At 65.5% G+C, this 17,496-nt stretch carries 17 protein-coding genes and 1 pseudogene; 11 read left to right on the top strand and 7 right to left on the bottom strand.

Features of this window, described 5'->3' with window-relative positions; all coding sequences use genetic code 11:
• The 4 genes and pseudogenes from Q0925_RS04780 to Q0925_RS04765 form a co-directional block, all read left to right on the top strand.
• The gene (locus tag Q0925_RS04780; RefSeq protein ID WP_299332394.1) at positions 1-969 is read left to right on the top strand and encodes an ABC transporter permease; all 969 of its coding nucleotides are present in this window, start codon (positions 1-3) and stop codon (positions 967-969) included.
• A complete protein-coding gene (locus Q0925_RS04775; RefSeq protein WP_343218107.1) occupies positions 969-2,135 on the top strand; it encodes an ABC transporter permease in 1,167 nt (388 codons plus the stop codon). The genes Q0925_RS04780 and Q0925_RS04775 overlap by 1 nt, the downstream gene beginning before the upstream one ends.
• A complete protein-coding gene (locus Q0925_RS04770; protein ID WP_299332357.1) occupies positions 2,135-3,223 on the top strand; it encodes an ABC transporter ATP-binding protein in 1,089 nt (362 codons plus the stop codon). Before Q0925_RS04775 ends, Q0925_RS04770 begins: the two co-directional genes overlap by 1 nt.
• Positions 3,220-4,455, top strand: a pseudogene (locus Q0925_RS04765) (ABC transporter ATP-binding protein); the annotation flags it as partial. The gene Q0925_RS04770 and the pseudogene Q0925_RS04765, both read left to right, overlap by 4 nt.
• Before the next feature lie 311 nt (positions 4,456-4,766).
• Here the strand turns inward: Q0925_RS04765 and Q0925_RS04760 are convergent.
• Positions 4,767-5,048, bottom strand: a complete 282-nt coding sequence (locus tag Q0925_RS04760) for a transcriptional regulator (protein WP_299332355.1) — start codon at positions 5,046-5,048, stop codon at positions 4,767-4,769.
• Positions 5,049-5,144: 96 nt separating this feature from the next.
• Between Q0925_RS04760 and Q0925_RS04755 the strand changes: the two genes are divergently transcribed.
• Complete coding sequence (locus tag Q0925_RS04755; protein ID WP_299332353.1) at positions 5,145-6,113, top strand: NDP-sugar synthase; 969 nt, start codon at positions 5,145-5,147, stop codon at positions 6,111-6,113.
• A 168-nt stretch (positions 6,114-6,281) separates the two neighbouring features.
• Here Q0925_RS04755 and Q0925_RS04750 read toward each other — a convergent pair whose 3' ends face one another.
• The 6 genes from Q0925_RS04750 to purB form a co-directional block, all read right to left on the bottom strand.
• Complete coding sequence (locus Q0925_RS04750) at positions 6,282-7,004, bottom strand: diphthine--ammonia ligase (protein WP_299332351.1); 723 nt, start codon at positions 7,002-7,004, stop codon at positions 6,282-6,284.
• A gap of 118 nt (positions 7,005-7,122) precedes the next feature.
• Entirely contained in the window at positions 7,123-8,091 is a 969-nt protein-coding gene (locus Q0925_RS04745) for a phosphoadenosine phosphosulfate reductase family protein (RefSeq protein WP_299332350.1), read from the bottom strand.
• 99 nt (positions 8,092-8,190) lie between these two features.
• Positions 8,191-8,373, bottom strand: a complete 183-nt coding sequence (locus Q0925_RS04740) for a DUF5786 family protein (protein WP_299332349.1) — start codon at positions 8,371-8,373, stop codon at positions 8,191-8,193.
• Between the two features lie 428 nt (positions 8,374-8,801).
• Positions 8,802-9,365 carry a DUF7110 family protein gene (locus Q0925_RS04735; protein ID WP_299332348.1) on the bottom strand — a complete coding sequence of 188 codons (564 nt, stop codon included), beginning with the start codon at positions 9,363-9,365 and terminating at the stop codon, positions 8,802-8,804.
• A gap of 105 nt (positions 9,366-9,470) precedes the next feature.
• The gene (locus tag Q0925_RS04730) at positions 9,471-9,815 is read right to left on the bottom strand and encodes a glutaredoxin family protein (protein WP_299332346.1); all 345 of its coding nucleotides are present in this window, start codon (positions 9,813-9,815) and stop codon (positions 9,471-9,473) included.
• A gap of 247 nt (positions 9,816-10,062) precedes the next feature.
• Positions 10,063-11,454 (bottom strand): adenylosuccinate lyase, encoded by a 1,392-nt coding sequence (purB, locus tag Q0925_RS04725; RefSeq protein ID WP_299332344.1) that lies wholly within the window; start codon positions 11,452-11,454, stop codon positions 10,063-10,065.
• A gap of 106 nt (positions 11,455-11,560) precedes the next feature.
• Here purB and purH point away from each other — a divergent pair, with 106 nt between their 5' ends.
• The 6 genes from purH to Q0925_RS04695 form a co-directional block, all read left to right on the top strand.
• Positions 11,561-13,135: a bifunctional phosphoribosylaminoimidazolecarboxamide formyltransferase/IMP cyclohydrolase gene (purH, locus tag Q0925_RS04720; protein ID WP_299332342.1), complete on the top strand. Its 1,575-nt coding sequence runs from the start codon at positions 11,561-11,563 to the stop codon at positions 13,133-13,135.
• Positions 13,136-13,276: 141 nt separating this feature from the next.
• A complete protein-coding gene (locus tag Q0925_RS04715) occupies positions 13,277-14,443 on the top strand; it encodes a 5-(carboxyamino)imidazole ribonucleotide synthase (protein ID WP_299332340.1) in 1,167 nt (388 codons plus the stop codon).
• On the top strand, positions 14,440-15,051 hold the full coding sequence (gene purE / locus Q0925_RS04710) for a 5-(carboxyamino)imidazole ribonucleotide mutase (protein ID WP_299332338.1): 612 nt from the start codon (positions 14,440-14,442) through the stop codon (positions 15,049-15,051). Before Q0925_RS04715 ends, purE begins: the two co-directional genes overlap by 4 nt.
• 138 nt (positions 15,052-15,189) lie before the next feature.
• A complete protein-coding gene (locus Q0925_RS04705) occupies positions 15,190-15,603 on the top strand; it encodes an NADH-quinone oxidoreductase subunit A (protein WP_299332336.1) in 414 nt (137 codons plus the stop codon).
• A complete protein-coding gene (locus tag Q0925_RS04700) occupies positions 15,600-16,307 on the top strand; it encodes an NADH-quinone oxidoreductase subunit B (RefSeq protein ID WP_299332334.1) in 708 nt (235 codons plus the stop codon). Before Q0925_RS04705 ends, Q0925_RS04700 begins: the two co-directional genes overlap by 4 nt.
• A partial coding sequence (locus Q0925_RS04695; protein ID WP_299332333.1) for an NADH-quinone oxidoreductase subunit C occupies positions 16,304-17,496 on the top strand: 1,193 nt, incomplete at its 3' end. The genes Q0925_RS04700 and Q0925_RS04695, both read left to right, overlap by 4 nt.

Below are 17,496 nucleotides of genomic sequence, written 5' to 3'. Positions count from 1 at the left end.
ATGCGCTGGTACGTGGTTCGGCGGGTCGCGTGGGCCGTCGTCGCCACGTTTCTGATCCTCTCGATCACGTGGGGACTGCTCGCGATCACGCCGAATCCCGCGGCCGAACAGATGCAGTTCCAGGCGGCGGCAAGCGGTGGGTCCGCGGAAGCCGCCGAGGAGGCATTCGAGGCACGGCGCGGCCTCGACCGCTCGCCGTGGGACCGTTACCGCGAGTATATGATCAACATGGCGACGCTCAACTGGGGCTGGTCACAGAGTCGATCCCAGTCTGTCACCGACGCCATCGCGAGCGCACTCCCGTACACCGCTATCTACTCTATACCCACAACGATTCTCTCGATCCTGTTGGGATTGTCGATCGGTCTCTACTCGGCGACCCATCAGTACACGAAGACCGACTACGCCGCGACCTTTTTCGCCTTTTTCGGGTACGCCATCCCGAACTTCTGGTTCGGCATCATCCTCCTGTTGGTGTTCGGGGTTCAACTCGGCTGGTTCCCCGTGGTCTTCGACTCGGACGTTCCCATCTTCGGCCTCGGCATGGTCCAGCAACTCGTTCTCCCCGTCGTCGTTCTGGTGACGGGGACCATCGCGGGCATCATGCGCTACTCCCGGGCGGAGGCGTTGGAGTACGTTGAGGCCGAGTTCGTCAAGACGGCCCGGGCCAAAGGTGCGGACGGCTACCGCATCCTCACTCGGCATATCCTGCGACCGGCCGCGGTGCCGCTGATGACGATTCTCGTCGGCGACATCCTCGGCATCTTTCTCGCGGCGTCGTATCTCGTCGAAGTGGTGTTCGGTATTCCCGGGCTGGGACAGTTGTCGTACAACGCCATCATCGCACAGGACACGTCGCTGGTGCTCGGGACGACGCTCATCTTCACGTTCGTCTCGGTCGTTGGCAACCTCATCCAGGACGTGGCGTACACGATCCTCGACCCGCGGATCGACTACGGTGATCGCTGATGGGTGGGAAGCCGGACACCTTCGAATCGGTCGATTGGACGGAAACGGGCGGACGGCTGTCGACACTCTCCCGGCGCGACAGGGGTGCGTTGCTCGCCGGCCTCGCCCTCGTCGCCGCCTTTTGTTACGACTTTGTCGTCGTCGCCGCGGACCAACCGACGATTACGTTCCCCGTCGAGTGGAACGTCACGCAACTCGACTGGCTGTTCGTGACGACGTTGCTCGCGCTGCTTTTTTATGTCGTCGTGCCCCTCTACGGGAACCGCCGGCTGACCGCCTACTACTGGCGGGAGTTCCGCAAAAACCGGATGGCCGTCCTCAGTCTGTTTTATCTCGTCGCCGTGTTTCTGATCGGGACCATCGGCCCCATCTTTCTGGAACAGCCGGGGCTCGCGCTCGAACGGGCCTACCAGCCGCCGGCCTACCTCTCCGTCGACTCGACGGTGCCCGTAAACTGCATCGGCGAGGTTGTCAACGGGCAGTGCCAAGGGACGATGGAACACCCGCTGGGCACCACCGGAGACGGGAAAGATATCCTCGTCCTCATCGTCTACGGGATGCAGGTCAGCATGAAGGTCGGCCTCATCTCGACGCTGCTCGTGGTGACCATCGGCACGGCCGTCGGCACCGTCGCGGCCTACGGCGGTGGCCTCGTCGACGAGGTGTTGATGCGGTACGTCGACATCCAACTCGTCTTTCCCGCCTTCTTTTTGTATCTCCTGCTCACCTACCTCTTCGGCGGGAGCCTGTTTATGTTCATCATCATCTTCGGGCTGACCGGCTGGGGGTCGATTGCACGGTTGGTGCGCTCCGAGGCGCTCCAGCGCGCCGAGGAGGCGTACGTGACCGCCGCCCGTGGCTCCGGAGCCGGCACCCTCTATGTCATCCGTCGCCACCTCGTCCCGAACGTCTCGAACAGCGTTATCACGGCGGCGACGCTCCTCATTCCGGGATTCATCCTGTTTGAAGCGTCCCTTTCATTTCTCTCGCTTGGCGATCCGACCGTCCCCTCGTGGGGGCAGGTGATTGCCAACGGGCGAAGCGACCTCTCGACGGCGTGGTGGGTATCGACGTTCCCCGGCGTCTTTCTTTTTACCACCATCCTCGCGTTCAACTTCATGGGCGATGCGTTACGCGACGCGCTTGACCCGCGACAGGAGCGATAATGTCCGACGACCCACTCCTCTCGATCCGTGACCTGCGAACCGTTTTCCACACCGACGAAGGCCTCGTCCGCGCCGTCGACGGCGTCAGCTTCGATGTCGGCCGGGGCGAAACCGTCTGTATCGTCGGCGAGTCGGGCAGTGGCAAGACCGTCACCGGGGAGTCGATCACCCGACTGATCCGCTCGCCGCCGGGCGAGATACCCGACGGCGAAGTCGTCTTCGACGGGCAGGATCTCACGACGCTCTCCGACGACGCGCTCCGTGACCTCCGTGGCGGGCGCATCGCTCACGTGTTCCAGAACCCACAGGGTGCGCTCAACCCCGTCTACACCGTCGGCTGGCAGATCGTCGAGGCGATCCAACTCCACGACGACGCGGATCAACCCACCGCCCGCCGCCGGGCGATCGACCTGCTGGACCGGGTGGGCATCCCCGAGGCAACCCGCCGGTTCGACGACTACCCACACGAGTTTTCGGGCGGCATGAAACAACGGGTCTCGCTGGCGATGTCGCTCGCGACCAATCCCGACCTGCTGATCGCCGACGAGCCGACAACGGCGCTCGACGTGACGATCCAAAACCAGATCCTCACGCTACTCGATGAGCTTCAGTCGGAGTTCGAGATGAGCATCCTGCTGATCACCCACGATCTTGGCGTTGTCGCCGAGGTGGCCGACCGCGTGGTCGTGATGTACGCGGGAAAGGTAATGGAGCGTGGCGATGTCTTCGACGTGTTCGAGCGGCCATCCCACCCCTACACCCGCGCGTTGCTCGACTGCCTCCCGGGCCGAGGCGACGGGACCGGCTCCATCGGCGGACACCTCCCGCCGCCGACTGACCCACCGGCCGGCTGTCGGTTCCACCCGCGCTGTCCACACGCCGTCGACGCCTGTCGAGAGGGCGAACAGCCGCCGGCGACGCCCGTCGACGGCGACGAAGACCACGTCGTCTCGTGTGTTCACTACGAACCCGGCGGGGATCCGTCGGTCGTCCGTGGCGAGAACGGCGGGACGGTGCCCGCGGACGACCCGGCGGCCGACGGCGGCCGCTCGCCCGACGTGGCCGACGATGGGAGGCCGGACCGATGAGCCGATCGTTGCTGGACGTGGAGGGCCTGACGAAACACTACCCGGTCACCGAGGGCGTACTCCGGAACGAGGTTGGCCGGGTCCGCGCCGTCGACGGCATCAGTTTCACCGTCGACCGTGGGGAGACGCTGGGTCTTGTCGGCGAGTCCGGGTGTGGTAAGTCCACCGCAGCGACGACGACGCTCCGTCTCGAAGAACCGACGGACGGCCGGATCGTTTTTGACGGCGAGGACGTGACCGCGTACGACGACGCGGCGCTGAAACGGTTCCGGCGTCGCGCTCAGATGGTGTTCCAGGACCCCACCTCGAGTTTCGACCCTCGGATGAGCATCGGCGAGTCGGTGGCCGAACCGTTGCGCGTCCACGGGATGCGCGACCGGGAGCGGCGGCGGCGAATCGTCGGTGACCTTCTCGACCGTGTCGGCCTCGACGCCGACGACATGGACCGCTACCCCCACGAGTTCTCCGGGGGACAGAAACAACGGGTCGCACTGGCCCGGGCGCTGGTTATCAACCCCGACCTGATCGTCGCCGACGAACCCGTCAGTGCGCTCGATGTGAGCGTTCAGGCCGACATCCTCGACCTGATCGATGACCTCCAGTCGGCGTTCGGTCTCGCTATCGTCGTCATAAGCCACGATCTGGGGGTCGTCCGCGAGGTGTGTGATCGGGTGGCGGTAATGTATCTGGGCGAAATCGTCGAGACGGCTCCGACCGAACGGCTGTTCGAGGACCCCCGACACCCATACACCCGCGCGCTGCTCGGCTCGACACCGATCGCTGACCCCCGTCGCCGTGGCCAAGGGACACGTCTCACGGGCGACGTACCGAGTCCGTCCGATCCGCCGCCGGGTTGTCGGTTCCACACCCGGTGTCCGGAGGTGATCCTCGATGAGGACTACGATATCGACGACGAGACGTGGCGGGCGGTGTTGAATCTCCGTCTGCGTGTCGTCGGCGAGGGCCTCGACCTCGGCGCGGCCCGCCGGTACGCCGCGACGGGCGACGAGGCCGGCCCGGAGGCGGTCGATCCCGCCGCGGTCAAGGCGGCGATCCGCGAGGAGTTCGGCGTGCCGGCAGAGTTGGCGGATCGGGCCGCCGAGTCGGCGCTGTCGACGGCGCTTGATCGGGTTCTCGACGGCGACCACGACGGGGCGGCGGAGCGGCTGGCGGATGCCTTCCCCACCGTGTGCCGGCGCGAACGTCCGGGACTGGTGCCCTCAGACACCGACCTCTCGGCGACCGAGTGGGCGGCGATCACCGAACTGCGGGCGTGGGTCGCGACCCTCGCCGACGCGTCCGAGGAGGCGGTGCTCGACCGCCTCCGCGACCGTTGTGCCGAGGAAACCGACCGCGAAGGGGAACTCGACCGCCTCGCCGTCCGGGCGGCCTTCCGACTTCCCGAACCGCTCTCGGACTCGGACGCGGAACGGACGGTTGGAGCGGTCGTCGACTCGTTGCTCACCGGCCGGGCCGACGACGCCGCCGCCGAACTGTACGGTACGTTCGGGTCGCTCCGGGAGAGTGCCTGTCACCTAGACGATTAGTCGATCCGGAAGGCGGGTTCGGCGACGTTCTCGCTCCGACACTCCGGACAGGTCGAGGGGTCGTTGATCGGGTCGTCGAAGCCGTCGAAGCCACAGTCCCGGCAGGTCGGCGGCGAAACGAGCAGTTTCTCGTCGGTGCCGTCGACCGAGCGCGCGACGTGTCGAACGTGGTTGTAGACGGCGGATCGGGCGGTTCCGACCCGTGAGGAGAGCGAACTCGCTGTCGCCGCCTCCGATCGGAGCAGGTCCGCGATCCGTTCCCGCGTCGTCGACTCCATGTCCGAGATACTCCCGACGGGATCAAATCCTTTTCTCCGGCGGTGGACGGCGATGGATACAAAAAGAACTTTACACTGTGGTGGAGTCGGTGCAATATGAAGGCCATCGTCCTGGCGGGTGGGTACGCGACGCGGCTCTGGCCAGTCACCAAGCATCGGCCGAAGATGTTTCTCCCCGTCGACGAGTCGACCGTTATCGACACCGTCTTCCAGGACCTCGAGGCCGATGACCGGATCTCCGAGGTGTACGTCAGCACCAACGAACGTTTCGCAGACGATTTCGAGGCATACCTCGCCGACAGCGAGTTCGACAAGCCGACCCTTTCGGTCGAGCAGACAACGGCCGAAAACGAGAAACTCGGTGTCGTCGGCGCACTCGCCCAACTCATCGACCGCGAGGGGGTCGAGGAGGATCTGATCGTCGTCGCCGGTGACAATCTCATCAGTTTCGATATCGCCGAGTTCGCCGACTTCTTCGAGCGAAAGGGAACGCCGACCCTCGCCGCATACGACGTGGGGTCGAAAGAGCGAGCGCGTTCCTACGGACTGGTCGATCTAACCGGTGATCGTGTCGTCGAGTTTCAGGAAAAACCCGACGACCCGAGGAGTACGCTCGTCTCCGTCGCCTGCTATGCCTTCCCCGCAGAGACCCTCCCGTTGTTCGAGGAGTATCTGTCGGCCGGCAAGAACCCCGACGAACCGGGGTGGTTCATCCAGTGGATCCAGTCGCGCCAGCCGGTCCACGCCTTCACCTTCGACGGCGCGTGGTTCGACATCGGCACGCCTGAGAGCTACCTCGACGCGGTCGCGTGGCACCTCGACGACGGCGTCCGGGTCGACGACTCCGCGACGGTGGAAAACTCGACGCTCCGGAAGAACGTCCACGTGATGGCCGGCGCGGAGATCGTCGACTCGACGCTCGAACGAACCGTCGTTTTCCCCAACGCGACCATCCGGGACGCCGACGTCCGCGGGTCGATCATCGACGAGGACACCCGAATCGAGAATCTTGATCTCGCCGACGCGCTCATCGGTGCACACTCGACGATGCTGAACGGGGAGTAACGTTCGACGGAAGAACCCGGTCAGTTTCGCTGTACTCCCCGATGTGTGGCGGACTCGTCGCCCGGGAGACGATGTCGATGGAACAGCGCATCCGACCCGATACGTGTCCGGAACGACCCTCACACCCTCCGAAATCCATCGTTCGCCGTGTGGAGTCCGGTGTGTCGCTTACCCCAGCCGTGCGTCCGTGAGCCGACAGTGCCCTCGTGACCCCTCCCACACCGGCTCCCAGTCCAGTTCCAACGGCCGGCTCATGTGTGGTGCGTCGGTGACGAGCGTCTCGAACTCGCCGCCCTCGCCGAGCGGATGCACACCGTACTCGTTTTGCAACGCCAGTAACTCCTCAAAGGCGTCGGCGTCGAGACGGCGGCCCAGCCACGACTCGTCGAGGCCCGCGGCGGCGACCTGGACGATCCGGATCTCGAACCCGGCGTCGAGCATCTCCTCGGCGAGGGTGGCCGGATCACGCTGCCACAGCGGCGCGAACAGGTCGATCCCCAGCCGATCACACATCGCCTCGATGCGACTCGTCTGGTACTCGCTCTCGACGGCCCCGGCTGTGACGCCCGTCAACCCCGTCTCCGCCGCGAGGTCGGTGAGCGCGGCCTCCAACGGTTCGAGTTCGGCGTCACCCTGTGCGCTCGCGTCCGTTGCGGTTTCCGCGCCTAAATCGTCAGGGGTGACTTCCACGAGGTCGATCCCGATGCTCTCGGCGGCGAGGGTGGCGAGCTCCGTCGCCGGGACGTGATACATATACGAGTCGCCGCCGGGGTGGACGGTCACCAGCCGCGTCACGTCCAACCCGTCTTCCAGCGCGCGATACAGCGCCCACGAGGAGTCCTTGCCGCCCGAAAAGAGGCTCGCCCACGCGCCACCGTCGGTGTCGGTCATCGGCGTCGGTACGGCGGGTGGGGCGTTATGAGCTGTGGTTCCGCGCCAGAACTGACCGCTCGTCTCGCACCGTCGAACGGGCCGCGCCGCGAGCGGACGGCGCTCAGCCGGGCCGTGACTACATGTACCCCAGGTCGCGGAGGCGCTCCATCAGATCCTCCTTGTCTTGGGCGCGACCGGCGCGTTCGGTCGTGTTCTCTATGTCCTGCAGCCACGCAGGCTCCTCGTCGGATTTCTCCGTGCTGACCTCGCTACCCAGCGACCGGAAGCCGGCGAAGTACTTCGGGCTGACCGGGATGTCGTCTTGGGTCAGCCCGTTCGGCAGGTCGTCGGCGCTCTGGGGGACGTAGCCGTCCTCGGGGAAGTCTTCGACGGTGTCCGGAACGACGTAGTTCCAGAACACGTCCCACACGTCGCGCTCGGCGAACTGAAGAATCGCCTGGATGCGGTCGTGTGGCGGGTAGATATCGGGGTCGTGGCGGGGGCTGAAGAACGTCTCGTCGGCGCGGGCGTCCTGCTCGTCCCACCGAACCCCGGAGATGACGCCGTCGATGTCGTAGCTCTTGAGCGTGTCGTTGAGCGCGACGGTTTTCAGCAGGTGATTGCCGACGTAGGTGTCGAGCAGAAACGGGAACGTCTCCTCCTCGTACTCCAGAATCTCGCGAACGTGGTGTCGGTTGTGTTCGGAGAGTTCGGCGACCGGGATATCGTCGCCCGGTTCGAGGTTGTGGTCCTCGACGTACGCACCCACGTCCTCGTTGCGGGCGTATACCACATCGAGGTCCCACTCCTCGGCCCAGTGATCCACAAAGTCGTGGATGGCGTCGAAGTGCTGGTAATGGTCGATGAACACCGCGGTCGGCGTGTCGTACCCGTACTTCTCGGCGACCTCCTTGATAAAGTACAGCGTGAGCGTGGAGTCTTTACCACCGGTCCACATCACGGCGGGGTTTCGGTACTGTTCGAGACCCCGCCGGGTGACCTCGATTGCCTTCTCGATTTTGTTCTCGAGCGTCGGATAGTCGTCGGGCGTCTGCCCTTCGCCGTCGGTGTAGTCGACGTCGAGGTAGTCCGGGAACTCGCTCATTGTGTAATGAGATATAATTATTGGTGGTAAAATGTTTTGTGTCTCCCGTCCGCTCCATCCCGGGAACGCCCGGCCGGTGACGTGGCCGGGCCGACGAGCCTACTCCTCGTCGTCTTTCATTTCGCCGAGTTGGTCGATGAGGTCGTCGGTCGAGGCGTTCGTCTCGAAGGAGACTTCGCCTTCGTGGTCGTTCTCGTGAACGTTGACCCCTTCGCTGTCGTCCTCGTCCGTGTTTACGTCCTGGTTCTGCTGTTCGGATTCATCGTAGCTCCCAAAGCCCATACGTTGACTTCGATGCCACACGGATTAAACTACCCGGTCCCGCCGTGACGCCGGAAGACGGCCGCCGCCGATCCGCGGTGGCCCCGTCCGATCCTCCGTTCGACCGGCTGCGGTCGTCGGTTCGGTGTCCGACAGGCGGCCGCTACCGACTGTTTAGGAACGGTCCTGCCGGTCGACGCCGAACCGACGCGTCCGTGCCCGTCGTCGGTGCCGACCGTTCCGTGGAGTCGTCCGCCCGAGCGGTCGGCCGATCCATCGCCGTTCTCCCGGTGGTGGCGCTTCCGGCATCGCCTCCGCCGACCAGCCCATCGCCGCCGACACCGCGATGCCGGCCGCGACCGGTGCCACGGCACCCTGGAGCGGCGGTTGTCGGGCGCGCAAAGAAGCAGGTGACCGACAGGGCGGCCGGCGCTCACACGCCGTCCCGGTCAGTCCGAAATGAACTGGTTGTCCCGCCAGTTGACGCCGTTTTTCTCGGCCTGTGACTGGCTGGGATTCTCGACGACTTCGACCGAGGCAGGGCGGTCTTCCCCCTCGACGATGCGGGTTGCGATGAGTTCGTCGTCCTCCTCGACGATGGCGGTCAGCGTCCCCTTCTCGGCCATCCGGGCGATGTCGCGGAGAACGAGAAACATCGGGTACTGGAGCGCGGTGTTCTGGAGAACGGTTTCGCGGTCGCCTTTGAAGCAGGCGAACTCGACGAGTTCGGAGGGAATCTCCTCTTCCTCCTCCTGCCACGGCCCACCGGGCTGGGGTGGTTCCTCCTCGTACACCCGCGTCTCGGTGATGCTGGCTTTCAGTTGGGCCGTCGGCGTGTACTTGCTCAGGCCCTGATCCTCCGCGACGGCCTTCAGGATGAGCGTGTTGTTGCGTCGAGTGAGATTGACGTCGGCAACCTCGGGTGGAAGCTCCGGGTCCCCGCCGAAGTAGTCCTGTACGTCTTCGAGTGGCAGTTCGAGCGTCGAGTGGAGTCGATATACACGGCCTGACATTGTTTGTACTCGGCGAATGACGCGGCTACGCCCGTCTGCTTGGACGTAGGGTGCGTACGCTTATATGACCTGCTGTTCGGGTTGGGTGGCGAACATGACGCCGCGTCACTCGCCGGCCAGCGTTGCCTCGAGTTCGCCCCGCTCGTCGAGTTCCGCGAGCACGTCGCTCCCGCCGACGAACTCCCCTTCGACGTACGCCTGCGGTGTTGTCTCCCAGCCGCTGTGCGCTTCGAGCGCCTCGCGGAACTCCGGCAGCGCCGGCAACACGTCGACCGTCTCGAAGTCATCGACGTACTGATCGATGAGTTCGAGTGCCCGTTTGGAGTAGCCACACTGGGGCATCAGTCGGTTCCCCTTCATGAACAGCACCACGTCGTTTCCGTCGATGGCGTCGTCGACACGTGATTGCACGTCCTCGGCGTCTAGATCACTGCCTGGTTGGAACGTCATACTGCCCTCTATGTGGGCGTGGATCAAATGGGTTGCGCACCCGCGCACACGATCCGACCCGGATGCGCGACGGACCGTCGCGACGCGACAGGTGCCCCACCGATCGCATGACCCGACCGCCGGTCAGACGCGTCGCCGTCGGAACGCCGCACCCAACTACCGCTCGATCCCGAGGACAACCGGGTGCTCTGGCCTCGTGTTGTGTCACCCGCACTCCCCCGGTGGGTCTCGGAACCCCGTGTCGTGTTCAGTCGTCCTCGACGACACCGTCCGTGAGATCGGTCGCGATACCGGTGTACCCTGCGGGCGTCAGTGCCCGAAGCTCCTCCCGCACCGACTCCTCCACGTCGAGGTCGTCGAACAGCGCGCGGAAGTCCTCGATGGTCACCCGTTGGCCCCGGGTGAGATCCTTCACCCGCTCGTAGGCCGTGGTGTCGCCCTCCCGCCGCAGGATCGTCTGGACGGCCTCACCGATCACCTCCGGCGTGGCCGTCAACTCCTCGCTCATCACCGCCTCGTTGGGGACGACCTTCCCGAGTCCGGCTTCGGTCTTCCGGTAGGCGAGCAGACAGTGCGCGAGCGCCGCGCCCATGTTACGTTTGACGGTCGAATCGGAGAGGTCGCGCTGGAGACGCGAGGTGGTCACGTAGTCCGCGAGAAAGGTCAGGTCGTTGTTTGCTTTTGAAAGGTTCCCCTCGCCGTTCTCGAAGTCGATTGGGTTGACCTTGTGGGGCATCGTCGACGACCCCGTCTCGCCCTCGACGGTGCGTTGTCCGAGATACCGGTCGGAGACGTAGAGCCACATGTCCCGGTCCAGATCCAACAGGACGTTGTTGACGCCGCGGACGGCGTCGAACAGGGCTGCGAGGTCATCACAGGGGTTCACCTGTGTCGCAAGCGGCGTGTGTTCCAGTCCGAGACCGGTGACGAACTCGCGGGCGAACGCCGGCCAGTCGACCTCGGGGTAGGCGGCGACGTGTGCCGCGTACGTCCCGGAGGCACCGGCGAGTTTCCCCGACAGGTCGGTCGTCGCCTCGCGGACCTCTCCAATCGCCCGGCCGAGGCGGGCGGCGGAGACGGCCATCTCCTTGCCGAAGGTGGTCGGCGTCGCCGGCTGACCGTGGGTACGTGCGAGCATCGGCGTCTCGCGGTGCTCGCGGGCCAATCCCGTCAACTCCCTCCGCACGCCGACCAGTGCCGGGACGAGTACCTCCTCGAGTGCACCCTTGAGGAGCAACCGGTGAGCGAGATTGTTGACGTCCTCGCTCGTCAGGCCGAAATGAATCCACGGATGGAGCGACTCGTCGGTCTCGGTCCGGAGGAAATACTCCACCGCCTTCACGTCGTGGTTTGTGGCGTCGTACCCCGCGGCCCCCTCGGTTTCGAGGCGCTTGATCAACCGGGCGTCGGCGGCGTCGAACGAGTTGTAACTGTCACGCAGCGTCTCGGGGGCTGTGACCTCGATCGGCGTCGCGTCGATGTCGGCAAGCGCGAGTAGATATTCGACCTCGACGCGGACGCGCGCTCGCATGAGCGCCGACTCGCTGGCATATGGCACCAACGGCTCCGTGTAGCCTGCGTACCGCCCGTCGAGGGGCGAGACGGCCGCGAGCGGGTCGCTCCGTGGCAGATCCGTCATACTCGCACTCCCCGTGGCCCGGGCAAAAGCGTACCGGTCCGGACGGATCGACCCGCCAAGCCGCGGAGCCGGAACTGTTTTTCTCCCGGCCGTTCCTCCCTCACCCATGGTACGAATCGCGGGTCTCGCCGGCAATCGCGGACGGAACCTGATGCACCTTGCGGCCGTCGAACCCGGCGGTGCCGAGGTGACGGTTGTCTGCACGGACGATACGACTGCGCCGGTGCTGTCGTCGGCCGCCGACCGCGGGATTCCGACCGAGGTGGTCGAACGTGGCGACGACTCGACGGCGGATCATGAGGCGCGGCTGCTTGACCGACTCGAAGACTACGAGGTGGACCTGGTCTGTATGGACGGCTACATGCGCGTGCTTTCCGGGGAGTTGCTCGACGCCCTCCCGCCGACGCTCAACGTCCACCCCTCCCTGCTTCCGGCGTTCCGGGGGGAGAACGCCCACGAACAGGCGCTCGCGGCGGGCGTCCGTACAACGGGCTGTACCGTCCACGTCGCCACCGAGACACTCGACGCCGGTCCTATCGTCACACAGGAAGCGGTGCCCGTCTACGAGGACGACGACGCCGACGATCTGAAACGGCGCGTGCTCTACGAGGCGGAGTTCAAAGCTTACCCCCGGGCGGTACGGTGGTTCGCCGAAAACCGCGTGACCGTCGACGACGACGGCGTCACCATCGAGGGCGACGAGTCGGGCGCGTTCCCCGTCCGACGGACCGCCTCCGAGGACCGCCGCCGGACGCTCCGATACGGCGAGAACCCACATCAGGACGCCGCGTTGTACGCCGACGACGGCTTCGACGGCGCGAGCGTGGTCCACGCCGACCGGTTGAACGAGGGGGCGAAGGCGTTGTCGTACAACAACTACAACGACGCTGACGCCGCCCTCGGGCTGGTCAGGGAGTTCGACGACCCCGCGGCGGCGGTGATCAAACACACAAACCCGGCGGGGTGTGCGACCGCCGACTCCCTCGTGAACGCCTACGATGACGCCCTCACCACCGACGAGATGAGCGCGTTCGGCGGCATCGTCGCGCTCAACCGCACCTGCGACGCCAAGACGGCCGAGTCCATCGTCGAGTCGTTCAAGGAAGTCGTCGTCGCGCCGGGGTACACCGACGGTGCACTCGACGCTCTCGCCGCCAAAGACGACCTCCGGGTGCTCGACGTGGGATCGCTCAACGCACGACGCGACGCGTCCGCGGAGAAACCAGTCGTCGGGGGTCGACTGGTGCAGGAACGCGACGACTGGGCACCCACCCGTGACGACCTGTCGGTCGTCACCGACCGCGCCCCGACCGACGACGAAGCCGAGACGATGTTGTTCGCGTGGCGGGTACTCAAACACGTCAAATCGAACGGAATCGTGCTCGCCTCGGGCACCGAGACGGTCGGTATCGGGATGGGACAGGTCAGCCGTGTCGACGCCGTCAGACTGGCCGCGATGAAGGCCGACGAACACGCAGAGGGCAAATCCGTAGAGGGGGCGGTGATGGCCTCGGACGCCTTTTTTCCGTTCCCGGACGGCGTCGAGCGGGCGGCCGAGGCGGGTGTCGAGGCCGTGATCCAGCCCGGCGGTTCAGTCAACGACGAGGACGTTATCGCCGCCGCCGACGACCACGGCATGGCGATGGCGTTCACCGGGACGCGGTGCTTTAGACACGACTGAAAAGAGTGGCTAACGCTCGCCGCGCGAGCGAAACGAGTGCGGCGGTGCTTCAGGCACGACTGACGGGACTGTCGCGCGGTGGACACACAGGCGCAGTCCGTTGTGACAACGTTTAACCGCGGCTCGGTATCACGACCACGCATGACGGTAACCGTTCCCGGACCGACCCTCGGTGTCGTCGGCGGCGGCCAACTCGGCCGGATGCTCGCCGAGGCGGCCGCCCCTCTCGGCGTCGAAACGATCGTTCTCGATCCGACGCCGGACTGTCCGGCCGCGCCCGTCGCGCGCGGCCAGATCGTCGGCAACTTCGACGATCCCGAGGCGATCGGCCGACTCGCCGACCGTGCCGACGCGCTAACCTACGAGATCGAACTCGCGGACCCCGCCCACCTCGCCACCGCGAGCGACGACGCCGGCGTGCCGGTCCACCCCACGCCGGAGACGCTTCGGACGATCCAAGACAAGTACGCAGAAAAGGAACTGCTCGCGGCCGCCGGCGTCCCGGTCCCCGACTACCGCCGGGTCGACTCCGCCGCCGACCTCCGGGCGGCGGTCGAGGAGTTCGGCGCGGTCATGCTGAAAGCGCGCACGGGCGGGTACGACGGCCGGGGGAACGTTCCGGTCCGCTCGTCCGACGACGCCGAGTCGGCGCTCACGGAGATTGGGATGGCCGACGACCCCGCCGCCATCGCCGAAACGTTCGTCGACTTCGCACGCGAGGTGTCGGTGATCGGCGTCCAAGGCGACGACGAGGTGCGGACCTTCCCCGTCGGCGAGAACGTCCACCAAGAGGAGATCCTTCGGGAGACGGTCGTGCCGGCACGGACCGACGACGCCGTCGCCGACCGCGCCCAATCCGTCGCGCGGGACGTGCTCGAGACGCTTTCCGGGCGGGGTGTTTTCGGCATCGAACTGTTCGAGACACCCGACGGCAAGATCCTCGTCAACGAGATCGCACCCCGCCCCCACAACTCCGGCCACTGGAGCATTGAGGGGGCGGTCACCTCGCAGTTCGAACAGCACGCCCGCGCGGTGCTGGGTTGGCCCCTCGGCTCGACTCGCCTGCGTGCGAAGACGGTGAGCGCAAACGTTCTGGGCACCGTCGACGAGGAGCGGCCGGCGGAACTCGCCGGCGTCGAGACCATACTCGCCGCCGAGGCGGCCCATCTCCACTGGTACGGTAAGGACGACGTGCGCCCGCTTCGAAAGATGGGCCACGTTACCGCGACGGCCGAGGAGGCCAACGCCGACACGACCGCTCTGCTCGAAACGACCCGTAGCCTCCGTGACGACCTCACATTTCGATGACCGACGAAATCGACGACATCATCGACGACCTGCACGCACAGGCCGACGACGACCGCGACCCCGAGTCGACCCCGGAGGTAGGGATCATCATGGGGTCGGACTCCGATCTAGATACCATGTCGGGTGCGTACGACGCGCTCCGGGCACTCGGTTTCGCCGAGCAGACCGACTACGACAGCCCACCTGCGGCCCGATTCAGCTTCGAGAGCTACGTCGTTTCCGCCCACCGCACCCCGGACCTGATGTACGCATACGGCGAGACGGCGGCCGACCGTGGGGTGGACGTGATCATCGCCGGCGCCGGCGGCAAGTCCGCCGACCTGCCCAACATGACCGCCTCGATCGCCTACCCGCTCCCGGTGATCGGCGTGCCGGTTAAGGAGAAGTCGGTCGACTCGGTGATCGGGATGCCGACCGGCGCACCCATCGTCGCCGTCGACGCCGGCAAGTCGTACAACGCGGCGTTGTCCGCGGTCCAGATCCTCGCACGGGCACACGACGAGTTGGCGGATCGGCTCCGTGCGGAACACGACGACCGTCGCCGGAACGTGGCCGGTGTCTCGCGGGACTTGCATGGGTTGGGGCTTGACGGCTTCCGCGACCGGTAACGACGGCGGTCCGCTGCCGAGAGACGGTCTCGCCCGACGTCGGGGCGTGAGGCCGTGAGGCCGTGATCACCGCCCGGCGGGTGTAAATCAACGCTTATAAGCGTGCACTCCCAACCGCCGGATGACAGGACCTAAGGTATGAATCAGTGGATAGCAATCGGTGCCCTCGGGTTGGTTGGCGTCGGCATCCCCATCGGCATGATGGCGGTGTCGGCGCTCCTCCGGCCGAGCGTCGCCGAACAAGGAAAGACCGTGGTGTACGAGAGCGGTGAGGTGCCGACGGGAACGGCGCACGTGCAGTTCAACATCCAATACTACATGGTCGCGCTGTTGTTCGTCGTCTTCGACGTCGAAACCGTTCTGATCTTCCCGTGGACGTTGATCTATCGGTCCGCGCTAGCGAACGGCGCGACGCTCACGGAGGTCCTCGCACCGATGCTTCTGTTCATCGGCATTCTCGTCGTCGGCCTCGCATGGGCCTGGCGTAACGGGGCTGTCGAGTGGGTCAAGAGTCCGCGCGCGTCCCGCCGCAAAACGGAGAGACAATCATGAGTAGCGAAAACGGACGATTCGTCACCGACACGACTCGAGTGGAGAGCGACACACGCGACGCCCGAATCGGGGCGTCGGGAACCGACAACCGGTTCAACTCGAAACTCCGGGAGGCGTTCGGCTCGTCGCCGTTTATCCTCACGAAGTTCGACCGGTTCATGGAGTGGGTTCGTGGCTCTTCGATGTTCATGCTACAGTTCGGCATCGCCTGTTGTAGCATCGAAATGATGCACACTTACGCGGTGAAACACGACCTCGACCGGTTCGGGGCCGGCGTGCCGCGGGCATCCCCCCGGCAGGCCGACGTGATCATCGTCCCGGGAACCATCGTCTCCAAGTTCGCTCCCCGGATGAAGCGCGTCTACGACCAGATGCCCGAACCCAAGTTCGTCGTCGGCATGGGGTCGTGTACCATCTCCGGCGGGCCGTTCCAGGAGGGGTACAACGTCGTCAAGGGGGCCGAGGAGGTCATCCCGGTCGACATCCACGTGCCGGGCTGTCCGCCCCGACCGGAAGCGCTCGTTTACGGCGTCGCCAAACTGCAAGAACAGATCGCGAACGGCGAGAGTTCGCCGGTAACGGTCAAGCCGTACGAACTCGAACAGTTCGACGACCTCGAACAGGACGAGGTGGTGGACAAACTCGCCGACCAGATCGACGAGGACGACCTGGTCATGCGTTACAACTGGGGCGATTCACCATGAGCCTCGAGGAGTCGACGTCCGACGTGGTCGACGCCGAGGAGACGACGGCCGAGGACCTCGAAGCGCTCCTCGGCGAGTCGGTTCTCGACCGTGACAACCACCTCAACGCGCCGGGCTTTGTCGTCCGACCGGACGAGGTGCAGGACGTGCTCTTTGCCCTCCGCGACGAGGCGGGGTACGACCACCTCTCCTGTGTCACCGCACAGGAGTACGAGGACCGCTACGAGTCCATCTACCACCTCAAAAAGTACGACGACCCCACCGACGAGGTGAGCGTCGTCGTCCCGACGCCGACCGACGACCCGGTGAGCCAGTCCGCCGAACCGGTCTACCGGACCGCCGACTGGCACGAACGCGAGGCGTACGACCTCGTCGGGGTCGAGTACGAGGACCACCCCGACCTGCGCCGTATCCTCCTTCCCGAGACGTGGCAGGGCCACCCGCTGGCTCGTGACTACGATCAGGACCGGCCACAGATCGTCCCCCTCCGCGAACACGCCAACCCACTCGAAGAGGACCACACGGGTGAGGGTGACACGATGTTTCTCAACATCGGTCCACACCACCCCGCCACACACGGCGTTCTCCATCTCAAAACCGTTCTCGACGGCGAACAGGTCGTCGACGTCGAGTCGGATATCGGCTACCTCCACCGGTGTGAGGAACAGATCTGCCAGCAGGGCACCTACCGCTACCAGATCATGCCCTATCCCGATCGCTGGGACTACATCTCGGCGGGCCTGCTCAACGAGTGGGCGTACGCCCGCGTCGCCGAGGACCTCGCCGACATCGAGGTACCGGAGTACGCACAGGTCATCCGGACGATGGGAGCCGAACTCTGCCGGATCGCGGCGCATATGCTCGCGGTCGGCACCTTCGCCCTCGACGTGTACGGCGACTTCACCGCCATCTTCATGTACGCCGTCCGGGACCGCGAGAAGGTCCAGAACATCCTTGAGGAACTGACCGGCCAGCGCCTGATGTTCAACTACTTCCGGCTCGGGGGGGTCGTTTGGGACCTGCCCGAACCCCGAGAGGACTTTTTCGAGATGACCAGGGACTTTCTCGACGACCTGCCCGAGGCTCTCGAGGAGTATCACGACATGATCTCGGCCAACGAGATCCTACAGGTCCGCACCGTCGATACGGGCGTCCTCCCCCCGGAGGTCGCCAAAAGTTACGGGGCCAC

Origin of the sequence: Haloplanus sp. (assembly GCF_028275055.1) — an archaeon.
Classification (GTDB): domain Archaea; phylum Halobacteriota; class Halobacteria; order Halobacteriales; family Haloferacaceae; genus Haloplanus.
The sequence above is the reverse complement of the archived record's forward strand: the minus strand, read 5'-3'. Positions and strand labels throughout refer to the sequence as shown.

What these genes read in the sequence shown, in the direction of transcription:
- Q0925_RS04715 (WP_299332340.1), top strand. Translation starts at nt 13,277, where the DNA reads ATGACGGTAACCGTTCCCGGACCGACCCTCGGTGTCGTCGGCGGCGGC.
- Q0925_RS04775 (WP_343218107.1), top strand. Translation starts at nt 969, where the DNA reads ATGGGTGGGAAGCCGGACACCTTCGAATCGGTCGATTGGACGGAAACG.
- Q0925_RS04705 (WP_299332336.1), top strand. Translation starts at nt 15,190, where the DNA reads ATGAATCAGTGGATAGCAATCGGTGCCCTCGGGTTGGTTGGCGTCGGC.
- Q0925_RS04750 (WP_299332351.1), bottom strand. Translation starts at nt 7,004, where the DNA reads ATGACCGACACCGACGGTGGCGCGTGGGCGAGCCTCTTTTCGGGCGGC.
- purE (WP_299332338.1), top strand. Translation starts at nt 14,440, where the DNA reads ATGACCGACGAAATCGACGACATCATCGACGACCTGCACGCACAGGCC.
- Q0925_RS04735 (WP_299332348.1), bottom strand. Translation starts at nt 9,365, where the DNA reads ATGTCAGGCCGTGTATATCGACTCCACTCGACGCTCGAACTGCCACTC.
- purH (WP_299332342.1), top strand. Translation starts at nt 11,561, where the DNA reads ATGGTACGAATCGCGGGTCTCGCCGGCAATCGCGGACGGAACCTGATG.
- Q0925_RS04740 (WP_299332349.1), bottom strand. Translation starts at nt 8,373, where the DNA reads ATGGGCTTTGGGAGCTACGATGAATCCGAACAGCAGAACCAGGACGTA.
- Q0925_RS04730 (WP_299332346.1), bottom strand. Translation starts at nt 9,815, where the DNA reads ATGACGTTCCAACCAGGCAGTGATCTAGACGCCGAGGACGTGCAATCA.
- Q0925_RS04755 (WP_299332353.1), top strand. Translation starts at nt 5,145, where the DNA reads ATGAAGGCCATCGTCCTGGCGGGTGGGTACGCGACGCGGCTCTGGCCA.
- Q0925_RS04780 (WP_299332394.1), top strand. Translation starts at nt 1, where the DNA reads ATGCGCTGGTACGTGGTTCGGCGGGTCGCGTGGGCCGTCGTCGCCACG.
- Q0925_RS04760 (WP_299332355.1), bottom strand. Translation starts at nt 5,048, where the DNA reads ATGGAGTCGACGACGCGGGAACGGATCGCGGACCTGCTCCGATCGGAG.
- purB (WP_299332344.1), bottom strand. Translation starts at nt 11,454, where the DNA reads ATGACGGATCTGCCACGGAGCGACCCGCTCGCGGCCGTCTCGCCCCTC.
- Q0925_RS04770 (WP_299332357.1), top strand. Translation starts at nt 2,135, where the DNA reads ATGTCCGACGACCCACTCCTCTCGATCCGTGACCTGCGAACCGTTTTC.
- Q0925_RS04700 (WP_299332334.1), top strand. Translation starts at nt 15,600, where the DNA reads ATGAGTAGCGAAAACGGACGATTCGTCACCGACACGACTCGAGTGGAG.
- Q0925_RS04745 (WP_299332350.1), bottom strand. Translation starts at nt 8,091, where the DNA reads ATGAGCGAGTTCCCGGACTACCTCGACGTCGACTACACCGACGGCGAA.